Source organism: Polystyrenella longa (assembly GCF_007750395.1).
In the GTDB taxonomy this organism is placed as follows: Bacteria; Planctomycetota; Planctomycetia; order Planctomycetales; family Planctomycetaceae; genus Polystyrenella; species Polystyrenella longa.
The window spans coordinates 2,245,044-2,258,513 of the sequence record NZ_CP036281.1 but is presented as its reverse complement, the minus strand read 5'-3'; the positions used below and the strand labels follow the sequence as shown (position 1 = coordinate 2,258,513).

Sequence of the window (13,470 nt, the reverse complement as noted above, 5' to 3'; positions counted from 1 at the left end):
TGAAAAGGTTTTCATAATGAGTTAACGAATTAACTAAGTAAAAAAAGAGCTTAGGTTAAATCCTAACATACATGATTTTCAAACCTCACAACTCTGCCTGATTTTCTCTCCAGGTTTTCAGTTCTTCAATCAATTCCCCCACTTGCGATTCCAATTTCTTGATCTCGCCACTGAAACCAGCGGTGTCCCCTTTTTTCGCCCGGTCCTCCAAGATCTGCGTATATGCTGTTATCTCCAGAGCATCGAAATTCGAAGTTAGCCCTTTGATGCTGTGAACCGCTCGCGCCAATTCGTCGTCATCACCATTAGCGAGCGACTCCTTCATCTTCGCAATCAGCGCAGGGCTATCCTCCAGAAAAAAGCTGACCATACTATTCAGCAAATGCACATCTCCGCCCAAACGAAGCTGGGCTTTTTCCATATCAATCATCTTCTTCGTTTTCTGCTTATCAGAAGGGTTAGAACTTTTCTTCATATTTTCTGACGTCTCTGTTTCAGGCTCTGTCCTACGTCGAACCTTCCTCAGAGGACTAGTATGTTTTTCGATTAACCGAATTAACTTAACCGCGTCGATCGGTTTCGAGATGTAATCGTCCATTCCGGATTTCAAACATTTCTCTCTGTCCCCTTTCATGGCATAGGCTGTCATCGCCACGATTGGAATTGCACTTTCCCGATTTCGTTCGTTTTCCCGGATGACACGCGTCGCCTGAAGTCCATCCATAGTTGGCATTTGGACATCCATTAAAACGATATCAAAATTCTCTTCTTTGTTGAGAACATACTCAACTGCCTCACGACCATTATTCGCAATCGTGGCATGATGACCTCGTTTTTTCAGAATAGCGGTGATGACTTTCTGATTCGCTGGCGTATCTTCCGCGACAAGTATTTTCAGGGACTGCGGAGCCTTCTGATATTTGTGAACAGTATTGGATCGTAAAGCTGGCCCTTTCAGCACTGTCATAATCGCATTTAGCAGATCGGACTGTGAGACTGGCTTTTCCAGGAAAGCGGCAATATCGACACCCTCAGCCCGCTCACCAAAAACTCTTTGATCTGCTGACGAAAGCATCAATATCGTGGCCGAGTGCAGTAATCGCTCTGATCGTGCCTGCTGTAGAAACATAAAACCGTCCATTTCCGGCATCATGGCATCCACCAGGAGCAGTGGGTACATTTCTTTATGCTGCTTCGATTCCCTCAGGTAAATCAACGCTTCTTCAGCCGAACTTGCCATGACAGGTTTCATCGACCAGTGCGTTAACATCTCCTTCAAGATTCTCTGATTCGACTTATTGTCATCAATAACTAAAACCGGAAGGTCTCGAAGCTCCTCCACCGTTACACGCGGTCTCTGCAGTATGGGATCAGTTTCATCTGGAATCGCCTGTAAGATCTTGAACGTAAATCGACTCCCTTTATCGACCTCGCTCTCGAGCGACAATTCTCCATGCATCAATCCAATTAGTTCCTGACATATGGTCAACCCAAGACCAGTTCCGGAATACTTTCTTGTCGTCGAAGAATCCACCTGCGTGAATGGCTGAAAAATGCGTTTCTGGTCCTCGTCTGCAATTCCGATTCCCGTATCACTTACGGACATCTCCAGTTGATAATATCGGGAATCGACCAACGAAGCAGGGGGGTTAGCAAACTCATCTTCAGCTGATTCATCCATCCGCTGTCGAATTTTTTCCAACTCGGCGTCTTTCACTTCGCCCGCAAATTGGAGCTCAACCATCACTTCACCTTGTTGAGTAAATTTGAGTGCATTCCCAACCAGGTTCAACATAATCTGTCGAATTCGAATCGGGTCTCCGATCATATATTCCGGAACGTTTGAATGAATGTGACAAACCAGCTCAACGCCTTTTTCATGAGCTCTGAGGGACAATGTTTTCATCGCATCGTCCAGGCACCCACGCACGTTAAAAACCAATGATTCCAATTCAAACCGACCAGACTCCAGACGAGAAAGATCCAGAATGTCATTTACGAGCAGCAACAAAGAGTCGGCTGAATCCTTCGCTGTTGCCAGATAGTCCTGAATGAATTCAGGCAGATCTTCCTGAAGCGAGAGTTCCAACATCCCTAGAATAGCATTCATAGGAGTACGGAGTTCATGACTTACGCTCGCAAGAAATTCGCCTCGAACACGATTCGCCTGTTCTGCCGCGTCGCGCGCTTTTAATAGTTCCAGCTCACGGTTTCTCTGTGCAGTTATGTCACGTTCAATTGTTGAAGTACCAAAAATGGTACCATCGACACCCCTAATTGGAGACACAGTGATCGAAACATCAATCATCGTGCCATCCTTTCTCATTCTTCGCGTCTGAAACTGGTCGAGTAATCGCCCCGTTTTCATTGCCTCCAGAATTTCCGATTCTTCATGGGCCATTCCGGGAAGCAATAAGACTGAGACCGTTCTTCCGATGACTTCTTCTGATTCCCATCCGTAAGTCTTCTGCGCTCCCTGGTTCCAGGAATTAATCGTACCGTCCAGAGCTTTGCCAATGATCGCATCACCAGAGGATTCGACGATCGCGGCAAACCTCATCCTCTCGGCAAGTAAGTCCATACGCTCAATTGAGTGACCAATCAGATCTCCGATATTACGGAGAAGCCGCAAGAGACTTAAATCGGGAGCCAACTCACCAGAGCGAAACAGTTCTACGACCGCCACGATTTCTTTCCCACGTACAACAGGAAAGGCAATAGCGGTCTTAATATCTGATTCTTCGGGCGGCAATTTTCTGAGTACATGTTCGTTTTTGTCGAAATGCTGAATCCAGACTGGCTTCTCTTTTTCCCAAACAAGTCCTGGAAGACCTTCCCCTTTTTCGAACGTATTTTCTAATGTGCAAACTTTAAATTCTTCATGCTGCGTCGAGTTTTCAAAATGCCAAATTCCTGACGAGACCAGGCGGGAACGATCCGCATTGAAAATCCAGGCATGCCCAATCGACCATGACAGGTTCTCAGTCAAATTTGGAATCGCAATCAATAACGACTCTTCGAGAGTGTCGCTTGTAAGTGAAGTCTGATTCAAATGATGTAATAAAGCGGTCTCCAGCTTTTCACGAACACCCTGGCGTTCTACCTCGCGATGGGTTGTCACATCATAGATGAAGATATTGAGAATCGTTTGGCCAGACCACTCCAAGTCCGTGAAGGTGAATTCAATTGGGAATTCCTGACCGTTCCTCCGAACAGCCAGCATGCGATAACTTTTGGAACAGTCCCTCTCAGGGCGTTCAGCCGTAAAACGAGCCAGGCGTTCTTCATGGTGTTCGCGATAATGAGAGGGGATGATCAAGTCGGCAATATTTCTGCCTACGGCCTCTTCTCGACTCCATCCGAAAATGATTTGAGCCTGTCGATTCCAATCAATAATCTCGCCCTGTAATGTCACCGTTAGAACTGCATCCATAGCCGAATCAGCAATGCGCTCTAAACGGCTATCAGCAGCCCAAAACGATCGATCTCCAGATGGCTGGGAATTTAGGTTGCTAGTTAGGTTATCCATTCAGTTTACCTTGCTGCCCCAGAAAGCTTTCCCTTCGGTAATCGCACTTCGCTGATACTGGGGAGAATCTGGAGTCTCTAACTGCATCAGACTCACTAACCGGGAGGAATAACAATCGCATCAAGTTGCATTTCAGGCGGTATTTCTGGAACAACTTTGCATTGAGGGAAAACTTACCCGGGCACGCCATAAAATATTTAGTTAACGGAGTTATGGCGGCAAATTGGAAACTAGATTCGACCAGAGCTGATTCTTTACCCCAGAGGAATAAGCCTTTTCTTAAGAGAACATCGATTGCCGTTTACCAAAGGGAGGAGGTCACGGATTTATCATGTTAATCTTAACTCTAAAATCGTTCGTTCCGTCACTCTAAAAAATAAAGTGCAGTTTTCATCGTAAACCTCCACTGGTACCCCGCAGGGCTATTTTCAGAAAGCGCCGCCATGGAACCTTCCCACCAGAGATCGAAATGAAAACTGCACTTTGAAAATCAATCTACTTCCAATCTTCGGTAGTACATTCGTCTTCTACCTCAGATATGTAACACACTACCTTATGCCTGATTTACTCAGGCATCTTTCTTACTGTTATTCCTCTACCGCAGGCTCCTCTTTGACTTCAACATCCACATCGACTTCGGGAGCATTTTCGATTTCATCAACTGCCTTGTCAACTGCCGCACTTCCTTTTTCAAAGGCTGCTTTTGTATCTTCTTTGACCTCTTCGGTATTGAGCGTCACAGAGGCGCTCTTACTATCACTGTCAAAGCTAAGCCAATCAGCGTATGAAAATACCATAACTGCCAGCAGTAATACGATTACCAGTATTAATAAGCGTTTCATTCTTTGCCCCTTATGATTCTGTCAGAATCAGGTCTAAACAAAAACATTCTTGACAGAAGGCCGGTGAACACCCCTCCAGAATCCACCGGCCCTCTTATCAAGAATTAAACTGATCGTTTGACGTTCCTCTTTAATCTTCAGACTTAGATGTTTAAGGTTTGACGATCAGACTGGACGAGAATCCCCGTCGTTGTTTTATACCTGTATATTTTAAGGTAAGGTTCGTCTTCCCATGGTCAGGCTGATCACTGCCAGGACCAGGAATACAAAGAAGCAGATCTTGGCAGCCGCATAAGCTGTCCCGCCTACTAATCCGAATCCGAACAACCCAGCAATTAATGCGATCAACAAAAACGCAACAGCTAAATTGAACATAATTTGAACCTTCCGTGTTTTGTGGTTGTGACGCCGAGGACAGCATCTTTCAGATGTGTGTCCAACCTTTCTGTTGAACACTTACTGACTGGAACAAATCAAAAGCAATAGGCGTGCCAACCCATATTCATTTCTTGAGATTTCCCCTAACTCATTAACGGAAAGCGTGTTGCGTAAATCAGATTTGAAAACCAATTCGGAAGTCACCTACAGGCGATGTAAAAGTGATCGGTCGCCGACCAGCCTCCCGTTCAAAGTGGTCGCTCACAGATCGTTCTAAGTCGAGTCATTGCACGACTTTCAAAAGAGAGCTTTTTAACTCTGGGGCACAAAGCGACAGAAGCAAAGCCTCACGTCGACATAGTACGTATCTGACGGGGGAGTATTTGGGATTAATCCCCTTCCCAGCAGCCTGAAAGGGAGCCTCGTTGACCTCAGAATGCATTCTCGACGCCAACAGTTCCTGTTAACGGATTTCATCCATTGACCAAGTAGACATAGCCAGAATCCACCATTATTGAAAGCAACGCAATCTATAGCGTTTTCCAGATAACCGTCGCGTGTTCTGGCGGCGTAGCCTGCTGTTTTTAAGGTCTTTTCGAGACCGATAGCCGCCACACTTGTCCTGGCCAGGATCTAGCGAGCGACTCAGTCCTCAATATTGATGGTCTTATCAACGGAAATATTGAACTGGGCGATGCGGTCGCGGATTTTACCGCGAGTAATCCCCAGAATTTCGGCCGCACGGGTTTGATTTCCGCCAGTTTCTTTTAGGACTCGTGTGAACAGGTATTTCTCCATCATCTCGACTGTTTCACTGTAGAGGTCAGTCGATCCTGCACCCAAGCGAGTGTTTATGAAGTTGTTCAGGTTTGCTTCAATGGGTGCTGAGGTGTCCGAAGATTCGCTACTAGCTGAGTAACCGTTTTCAGTGGGGGAGCCAGTCTCTTCATCAACTGATTCGTGGAACAATTCCGGCGGCAAACAGGATGGAACAATGACTGGACTGGTGCAATTCAGCAGAGAATGTCGAATCACGCTCTGTAATTCACGAACGTTACCTGGCCATTTATAATTATTAAATAACTTCAGCGCCTCGGAAGAAACCCCCTCCAGGTCAGTGCGTCCCATCTCATGGCAAGCTTTGAGGAGATAATGCTCAACGAGCATGGAAATATCTCCGTCGCGTGCACGGAGTGGTGGCAGATTGATCGTCATTCCATTCAAACGGTAGAACAAATCCTGACGAAACGACCCTTCTTTTACCATACTCTCAAGGTTTCGGTTGGTCGCGGCAATAATGCGGACGTCGGTATTGATTGTTTTATTACCACCAACGCGTTCGAACTTCTGTTCCTGCAAGAGACGAAGCACTTTTCCCTGTGTCAGTTGTGACATGTCTCCGACTTCATCGAGGAAAATGGTCCCACCGTTACATTGTTCAAATCGACCAATACGCTGGCGTTCCGCCCCTGTGAACGAGCCTTTCTCGTGCCCGAAAAGTTCGCTCTCCAGCAAGGTGTCTGAAAGGGCGGCGCAATTGACCGCCATAAAACACTCGTTGCTACGTGGGCTATGCTGATAGATTGCGCGAGCCACCAATTCCTTACCCGTACCACTTTCACCGCGGATCAGGACGTTCACGTTCTCGGAAGCAACCCGTCCAATCGATTTGAATACATCCAGCATTCGAGGGCTGCGACCGACGAATTGGTCTCCCGACTTCGGTTTATTATCTCCGAGGGGCAGGGCAATGGGAGTATTCATTAACCGCTGCGTCTCGATCGCTTTTTCTACCAGCACATTCAGCTTAGGCAGATCAAGCGGTTTAGCCAGATAGTCGAACGCACCCAGTTGCATGGCTTCAATCGCCATTTCGCTATCGCTTGACGATGTGATGAAAACGACTGGTAACCGGCGATCAACCTGCCGGATCTGTTTGAAGACTTCCAGTCCAGAGCTGCCAGGGAGCATTATGTCCAGCAAGACCACGTCAGGCTTGTAGTCCCCAATGATGGACAACAACTCTTCCGACGACTCTGCCGTCTTTACTTCCACGTCGATCTTTTCAAGAGAACGGCTAACCATTTCCCGGATCGTGCGATCGTCATCAACCACAATTAACTTGGGCATACTCTTTAAATTCCTGCGGATAAGTCGCCAGAGAAGTTTGGACGGACTGTCTTCTATATCTGAATGCGCGTAAGGAGCTAAAGTTAGGGCTACAAAATACTCAACTGGGGAAGCCCCTGAATAGTTGAGTAGCCGTGGGGACAAACTTCGCAGGGAGCCTTCGTGGGTCCCAAGGTTTGGTGCGGCTAGAATTCCTATTTTTTTCGTGCCGCAATAATCATTGTAACCCCAGTTGTAACAATAATAAACAGATTAGAACTGGTTGTCCGGAAAAGCGTCTCAAGATTGGACGGCTAATATAAAATCTCGTCAATATGATCGAGTTTAGCTCCTTGTAATCTCTAGATCGTGAACTACAGCTCATCTATTTATTCGCTACGAACCTCTGAATACAGCCATCAAACCCAATATTGCTGAACATTCTCTGGTTGACGATCATTCACCTTGGAGCTTTAGCACCCGTAGCTCGCTGTTTTCTCACTCACCGAATTACCTCTCCCAAGATTCATTGATCACGTTTAGCGAACCAAAACCAGACCACAGAAATCGTGATATCAATCTTAAATAGCAGTGCCGTTTACTTTCCGGGATGGTAGGCAAACCCCGGGATCCTCACACGGTCTTCAGTTTTTGGCACACGAACTGCTTTACTTTATCATGTTCCACCAAGGGAAAGGAAAAGAAACATGCTTATCAGTTGCAACATACTGCCCGGATATAAATTAAAAGCGATCGACGGAGACTTCGGCACCATTACAGACCTGCTGTTTGACGACGAGAACAAAATGATTCGTTACTTCGTCGTAAACTGTGGAGGTTGGCTTAATCGAGAAGAGGTACTTCTATCACCAGTTGCATTCGAAGAACCGGATCATGAGGCCTTCACTATTTCTACTATTCTCTCGAAGCACGCCATTGAGGATGCCCCTGCAATAGAATCGAATCCACCTGTATCCAAGCAATCCCAGTCGGATCTTGCAGATTATTTCGACTGGCCCATGTTCTGGAGCCATATCCCTGAACAACTCTCACACCGTTTATCATTCGATGAATCCGAAGTTGAAGCGGGGGAATCACACGACATGCATTTAAGAAGTCTCAAAGAGATCCGTGGTTACACAATCAAATGCAATGAGGGTGACTTGGGCCATGTAGAAGAACTCATCGTTGACACAGATACGTGGACCTTGCGTTATCTGACGATCGACACTGGCGTATGGCTACCAGGAAAGAAAGTCATCATTGGAATTGATTGGCTATCAGACATTTGCTGGGAAGAGCAATCCGCTTCCATTGATCTGTCACGTGAACAAGTCAAAGACGCTCCGATTTACAATCCTCGCAGTCCAATTAATCGCGAGTATGAAACAAAAGTCTACGACTATTACGGTCGACCTACTTATTGGTCAAAAGCAGGCACCTATAGCCTGTATGAATAACTTGACGACAGTGCTCGGCACATCAACACAATTCCACCAGGAACAAGATAGCCGGGCATTCCTGACAACAACTTAGGGGAAAGAAGAACACGATGAAATCTATCTACAAACGAATCACTGCGATGAGTCTCGCCGTACCCATGATGTTTGCGGCTCCCGATATCCTGACCGGTTGCGACGACGACAAAGAGATCATGGAGATCGAAACGCCGGACAGCGAAACCACAATCGAGCAAGACCCAGATACGGGTGAGATCGATATTGAAACTGATAATTAAGTAAATTTCAGGTCGCGTTCCGGCTTTCTCAGCATCTCCAGAACCGACCTTTTCCAAACAGATCTGAGTACTTTTCTTTACGGAGAAAAACGATGAATGAAGACCAAATTAAAGGAAAATGGATGCAGTTGAAAGGCCAAGCTCGTGAGAAGTGGGGCAAACTCACCGATGACGAACTCGACCAGATCGACGGCAAAAGAGAACAACTGGCCGGCAAGATCCAGGAGCGATATGGTATCGCCAAAGATGAAGCCGAACGTCAGATCGACGAATTCGAAAGCTCCTGTAAATGCTAGTGCGAAATGATCCACAATATCTGGTCTCAGTTCGAGCCTCATAAATACGAAGAGTGAATCTTTAATAGGATCACACGTAATTCAAGATTCGCTTTCTCAGCTAAAAAATTGTTAAACCAAAAGGACTCAATTATGCTATCCAACATCACGAAGCTAAGCCTCTGCCTCGCCTTGGTCGCCGGACTTTCATTCGCTACCGACGGACAGGCTAAAGACCAAAACGAAGGTGAAACCGCTGTCACCGTCAACAAGCCAGCAGTGAAAGATGCCAAGCATCCCACATTCCGAGTGAGCCAACTGATGGGTAAGAACATCGTCAACAAAGAAAACGAGAGCGTGGGCGAGATTCACGACATTGTCATGGATACAAACACCGGCGAGATTCGCTATGCTGCCGTAACTTATGGTGGGTTTTTAGGTGTCGGCGATAAACTCTTTGCCGTCCCTTACCAGGCCTTTGAAATTACCCACGAGGAAGACGATCCAGAAGAATGTATTCTTGTTCTGAACGTCACTCAGAAGCAACTTGAAGGTGCCGAAGGATTTGACGAAGACCATTGGCCTTCATTCGAAGATGAAGACTTCCAACGCGACTTGAACAAACGTTACAATGTCGACGTCAAAGTTAAAGATGGCGTCAAAGTCAAAGATGGCAAAGTCCGAGTTAAGCGAGATCGAGACTAATCCAAGACTCCCTTAAAGACGATCCGTTTCTGCTGAGCTGACAACTTGATTTTAATTCGAACGCTGCAAGATGTTGATTAGACATTTTGCAGCGTTTTACTATGATGGATTACAAGGAGGTCGGTAGAATAGAAATTTAGATAGACTCCGTTCGAAAAAGGACTTCCTCCCGGCTTGCGGGGATCCCATTTTCAGAATAACGAATCTCGCTCTGCAGATACGGAACCTATCGTTTCCATTTTCTTGACCAGTGGATTAACGAGTCGATTTCCCGGAAAAGATCAGCACAATGAAAAAGGTTGTTTTAATTATCATCGATGCTCTTTCGACACACGTCGTCGAGCCAGCGATGAAGGCTGGCAAACTCCCGGTCTTTCAACAACTACGCGATAAAGGGGCTTACTCGCCGAGCTGTATTTCAATTTTCCCTTCGATCACTCCAGCTGCCACTTGCTCGCTGGTCACGGGCGCCTACCCAGTTGACCACGGGATAGCAGGCGCCTACTGGTACGATCCCAAACAGGATGAAATTGCCTACTTTGGGGCCGATCTCCCAGCGATCTTTAAAGAAGGCATTGACCATTACATCCGTGATTTCCAACTTCGCTTAAATGGCGAACGTCTGCAGTATCCTACAATCTTCGAACAGATCGAAAAGAATGGAAAACTGCAGGACGCCGTTGTGAATTTCATGTGGTACAAGGGAACTGTGCCTCACTCTGCGTCGACACCTTTCCTGATGAAATTCATTCCGGGTTCTAATTTCGCTTCAGAAATGATGGGACCACACAAGATGTTCCTGGGCGACTTTGTCTCCAGCCCGCTTGAGGATAACCAAACTCCGACTGCTCGCGGTGGGGTATCCCGTCGGTTTGGATTCCATGACGACGCGACGAGTGACTACCTGCTCTCACTTTCCCGCTCGGGATCAATGCCCGATTTCACACTCGCTTATTTTCCCAATAACGATTTCGATAGCCACGAGGTCGGTCCCGAAAATGCGGTTCATACGCTCCAGAAGGTCGCGATCACGTTAGGAACTCTATTTGAGGAGCAGGGGGGAATCGATAAGTTTCTTGAAGACCACGTCATCATGGTCACTGGTGATCACTCGCAGAGCAATCTGGACGAGGACGCTCGGGTTGACCTGAACGCAACGTTGGAACAGTTCCAAGTCGTCGATGCTGGAGCCGAATGGCAGAACGGGGAAGACCTGATGATCTGCCCCAATATGCGGGCCGCCCAAATCTACATGCGTCCAGAACGCTGGGAGAATCGCTCAGAAGTCATCGAAGCTCTACTCGAATGCCCTGGAGTTGATCAAGTGATCTGGAGTGATTTTGAAAACGGGCTCAGCGATTGCGACGAGGCCACGTTTCATATCTACACCAGAGACAGGGGCACGCTCGTCTTCAAGCAAGCTTGGAATGGCGATACAGATGGGGTCGACGAGTTAGGCAACCGTTGGGCTTTCCAGGGAGATTTGGCCACGATTGACGGGACGCTGGATGAGGATAATGTTCTGCGATTCGGCGATTACCCCAACGCACTGGAGCGAATTGCAAATGGGATCTGCGATCAAACGGGCAACTTGTGGGTGACAGCCCGCCTCGGGAAGGAATTCGCCATTCCCGGTCTCCACACTAACGCCGCCGGTTCGCACGGTTCCCTCCATAAAATCGACTCCACGTCTCCCTTATTCGCAGCAGGGCTTCCGAAGGATTTCAAACTTCCGGACTTTCCTCGGATTGTCGATGTCTCCCCCCTCGCACTCCAGATTCTCGGTATCCAGCCCCGCTGCGAATCTTTCGATAGCGCCCGCGCTAACTGATCCGTACTACATCACGGACATCGTCAGGCGACACATATCTACGCTCAAATTGCGCGCCGCTCCCACCAAAGAACGGTTCTATACGGTCGCCGTTATATTTTCAATCAACGCAATATTCGGTTGAACTGAAGCCAAGGTGACGTGTGCGCGATCATGCTTTCTCGAGTGATTATCCCGACCTCCCTCAGTGGACGCCTAGCTATCCAATACACATATCTTGTTATTTCACATCACCTTAAGTCAGCGAACCCCTTTCTGATAGCAAACTAAATAATTGCTTTACCCATTCTGGCATACCACTTGCAATTGCTTCTACCACTCGTTGTAAGAGTAACCGAACATAACCCCCTACAGGAAAACCAAGGGAGCACTAAATGACTACTTCACAAGAACTCAAAATGAAGGGTAACTGGAACGAACTTCGAGGTCGTATCGAGGAACATTGGAGCCAGTTAACTTCAAGTGATCTCGACAATCTTGAAGGTCGTAAAGACCAGATTGTCGGAAAGATTCAACAAAAGACAGGTGAAACCAGCCAGAAGATCGAAGCAGAGCTGAATCACCTCTTGGAAACGGTTTGCAATTCAGCAGCCAGCACTACCGAGAAGCTGGGACAAACTGTTCAGAATGCACAAGAGCACCTGAACCAGGCATCGCAAGCTGCACGTCAGCAAATGGATCGCATGAACGATTCCATTCAACAAGGCTACCAACAGGCTGAAGAAACTGTTCGCAAACATCCTACGGAATCTGTAGCAGTCGCGTTTGGTACTGGCCTTATCGCTGGCGTAATCGTCAGCCTTGCACTTCGTCGCTAATCCACACCTAACAATTTCTCTCCCTGTGAAATTGCATCAGGCCACCTCAACCCAGATCGCAATAGGATTAGCTCTAAATTAATTCTTAAGCTACTAAAGCCGAAACATCGGTTTGATTTGAGTCCGACTATCGGATGGAATCTTCCTTAGAAGACTATTCCATCCAGCTTGTAAGGAGACGGTCAAGTGGTGTCATGGAAGATACTGGCCCTAATGCTGGGCATATGCAGTTTAACAGGTTGCCAATTCATGTTACATCAGAAGAGCACTCATACTTTTTGTATGTTGCCAGACAAAGGAAGAGTCATGATTCAGAAAACGGAATCCGCTGTCGAAAATGTATTTCCGGAAACTCCGGACAAGTCAGTTCTGCAACAACAGATCGAAGCAGAAAAAGCTGAGCTCTGCGGAACGACAGCCAAGGTCAAACAGTATATTGATGAAAACCCATCTCAATCTATTCTTATTGGACTCGGCGTCGGAATTGGAGCGGGTTTACTCTTAGGTGCTGCATTACAGCGATCATCGTCCCTAATGCCCTCACATGACCGTGGCTTTAGTGAGAAGATTTCAGCCAACATCAAGTCAACGCTCGCAGAAACACTCCCTGATTTTATGAAGAAGCATTTTCCTCAGGGTTTACGATCCTGAGAAATTTGAGCAACCCGATATCAAGTAACCCTCCAGGAGTTAAATGTGTCTAATCCACCCGTCCCAGAACGAACATTATCGGAAGAAGTTGAACAGATTCAAAGCGCGATGCAACGAATCCGTTGCGATCTGGACGACGATTTCAAACAAGTTCGCGCCAGTGCCTCGCGTCTTACCGACTGGCAGCACTACGTCAAACGGTACCCTTGGGTCACCATTGGGGCCGCGTCTTTAATCGGGTGTTTGGTAGTGCCGCGGCGAAAAGAGTATGCGGCTCATCTCGATTCCGATTCGTTACAACGAATCATCTCTTCTATCAGTTCGCGTCCACAGCGCTCATCATCGCCCCGGGACGAACATGAAGAAGAGGTCGACAATGCCGAGAACTCGGGCTACCTGAAAGGAATGGGAACTGTCGTCTTTGGAATGGTCATGCGTGCCGCCGCCAACCACGTTGTGAACAAATATCTCGGACAGTCCAATAGTTCAATCTGGAATACTGGAAAAGGCTCCTCAGGCGGACACTCACCCGGGGCATCTACGACTGCGGACGCGAGTTACGTCGATGATCACGCGGTTTAATCAGAAAGGTGC

General features: G+C 47.2%; 12 protein-coding genes. 8 read left to right on the top strand and 4 right to left on the bottom strand.

Annotated elements, in window-relative coordinates:
- Positions 1-85: 85 nt before the first annotated feature.
- The 4 genes from Pla110_RS08460 to Pla110_RS08445 form a co-directional block, all read right to left on the bottom strand.
- Entirely contained in the window at positions 86-3,529 is a 3,444-nt protein-coding gene (locus Pla110_RS08460) for a response regulator (protein ID WP_144995106.1), read from the bottom strand.
- Between the two features lie 587 nt (positions 3,530-4,116).
- On the bottom strand, positions 4,117-4,371 hold the full coding sequence (locus tag Pla110_RS08455; protein ID WP_144995104.1) for a hypothetical protein: 255 nt from the start codon (positions 4,369-4,371) through the stop codon (positions 4,117-4,119).
- 210 nt (positions 4,372-4,581) lie between these two features.
- Complete coding sequence (locus tag Pla110_RS08450; RefSeq protein WP_144995102.1) at positions 4,582-4,746, bottom strand: DUF1328 domain-containing protein; 165 nt, start codon at positions 4,744-4,746, stop codon at positions 4,582-4,584.
- Positions 4,747-5,394: 648 nt separating this feature from the next.
- Entirely contained in the window at positions 5,395-6,879 is a 1,485-nt protein-coding gene (locus Pla110_RS08445) for a sigma-54-dependent transcriptional regulator (protein WP_144995100.1), read from the bottom strand.
- 686 nt (positions 6,880-7,565) lie between these two features.
- Here Pla110_RS08445 and Pla110_RS08440 point away from each other — a divergent pair.
- The 8 genes from Pla110_RS08440 to Pla110_RS08405 all read left to right on the top strand — a co-directional run bounded on the left by Pla110_RS08440 (position 7,566) and on the right by Pla110_RS08405 (position 13,458).
- A complete protein-coding gene (locus Pla110_RS08440) occupies positions 7,566-8,318 on the top strand; it encodes a PRC-barrel domain-containing protein (RefSeq protein WP_144995098.1) in 753 nt (250 codons plus the stop codon).
- Positions 8,319-8,410: 92 nt separating this feature from the next.
- Entirely contained in the window at positions 8,411-8,596 is a 186-nt protein-coding gene (locus tag Pla110_RS08435; RefSeq protein WP_144995096.1) for a hypothetical protein, read from the top strand.
- A 92-nt stretch (positions 8,597-8,688) separates the two neighbouring features.
- Complete coding sequence (locus tag Pla110_RS08430) at positions 8,689-8,892, top strand: CsbD family protein (protein WP_144995094.1); 204 nt, start codon at positions 8,689-8,691, stop codon at positions 8,890-8,892.
- A 132-nt stretch (positions 8,893-9,024) separates the two neighbouring features.
- Complete coding sequence (locus Pla110_RS08425) at positions 9,025-9,576, top strand: PRC-barrel domain-containing protein (RefSeq protein WP_144995092.1); 552 nt, start codon at positions 9,025-9,027, stop codon at positions 9,574-9,576.
- Positions 9,577-9,865: 289 nt separating this feature from the next.
- Entirely contained in the window at positions 9,866-11,407 is a 1,542-nt protein-coding gene (locus Pla110_RS08420; protein ID WP_144995089.1) for an alkaline phosphatase family protein, read from the top strand.
- A gap of 374 nt (positions 11,408-11,781) precedes the next feature.
- On the top strand, positions 11,782-12,225 hold the full coding sequence (locus Pla110_RS08415; RefSeq protein WP_144995087.1) for a CsbD family protein: 444 nt from the start codon (positions 11,782-11,784) through the stop codon (positions 12,223-12,225).
- Between the two features lie 306 nt (positions 12,226-12,531).
- A complete protein-coding gene (locus tag Pla110_RS08410; RefSeq protein WP_144995085.1) occupies positions 12,532-12,876 on the top strand; it encodes a hypothetical protein in 345 nt (114 codons plus the stop codon).
- Positions 12,877-12,921: 45 nt separating this feature from the next.
- Positions 12,922-13,458, top strand: coding sequence for a hypothetical protein (locus Pla110_RS08405; RefSeq protein ID WP_144995083.1), 537 nt, complete (start codon positions 12,922-12,924; stop codon positions 13,456-13,458).
- Positions 13,459-13,470 lie beyond the last annotated feature (12 nt).

What these genes read in the sequence shown, in the direction of transcription:
- Pla110_RS08435 (WP_144995096.1), top strand. Translation starts at nt 8,411, where the DNA reads ATGAAATCTATCTACAAACGAATCACTGCGATGAGTCTCGCCGTACCC.
- Pla110_RS08450 (WP_144995102.1), bottom strand. Translation starts at nt 4,746, where the DNA reads ATGTTCAATTTAGCTGTTGCGTTTTTGTTGATCGCATTAATTGCTGGG.
- Pla110_RS08460 (WP_144995106.1), bottom strand. Translation starts at nt 3,529, where the DNA reads ATGGATAACCTAACTAGCAACCTAAATTCCCAGCCATCTGGAGATCGA.
- Pla110_RS08440 (WP_144995098.1), top strand. Translation starts at nt 7,566, where the DNA reads ATGCTTATCAGTTGCAACATACTGCCCGGATATAAATTAAAAGCGATC.
- Pla110_RS08425 (WP_144995092.1), top strand. Translation starts at nt 9,025, where the DNA reads ATGCTATCCAACATCACGAAGCTAAGCCTCTGCCTCGCCTTGGTCGCC.
- Pla110_RS08430 (WP_144995094.1), top strand. Translation starts at nt 8,689, where the DNA reads ATGAATGAAGACCAAATTAAAGGAAAATGGATGCAGTTGAAAGGCCAA.
- Pla110_RS08420 (WP_144995089.1), top strand. Translation starts at nt 9,866, where the DNA reads ATGAAAAAGGTTGTTTTAATTATCATCGATGCTCTTTCGACACACGTC.
- Pla110_RS08415 (WP_144995087.1), top strand. Translation starts at nt 11,782, where the DNA reads ATGACTACTTCACAAGAACTCAAAATGAAGGGTAACTGGAACGAACTT.
- Pla110_RS08410 (WP_144995085.1), top strand. Translation starts at nt 12,532, where the DNA reads ATGATTCAGAAAACGGAATCCGCTGTCGAAAATGTATTTCCGGAAACT.
- Pla110_RS08445 (WP_144995100.1), bottom strand. Translation starts at nt 6,879, where the DNA reads ATGCCCAAGTTAATTGTGGTTGATGACGATCGCACGATCCGGGAAATG.
- Pla110_RS08455 (WP_144995104.1), bottom strand. Translation starts at nt 4,371, where the DNA reads ATGAAACGCTTATTAATACTGGTAATCGTATTACTGCTGGCAGTTATG.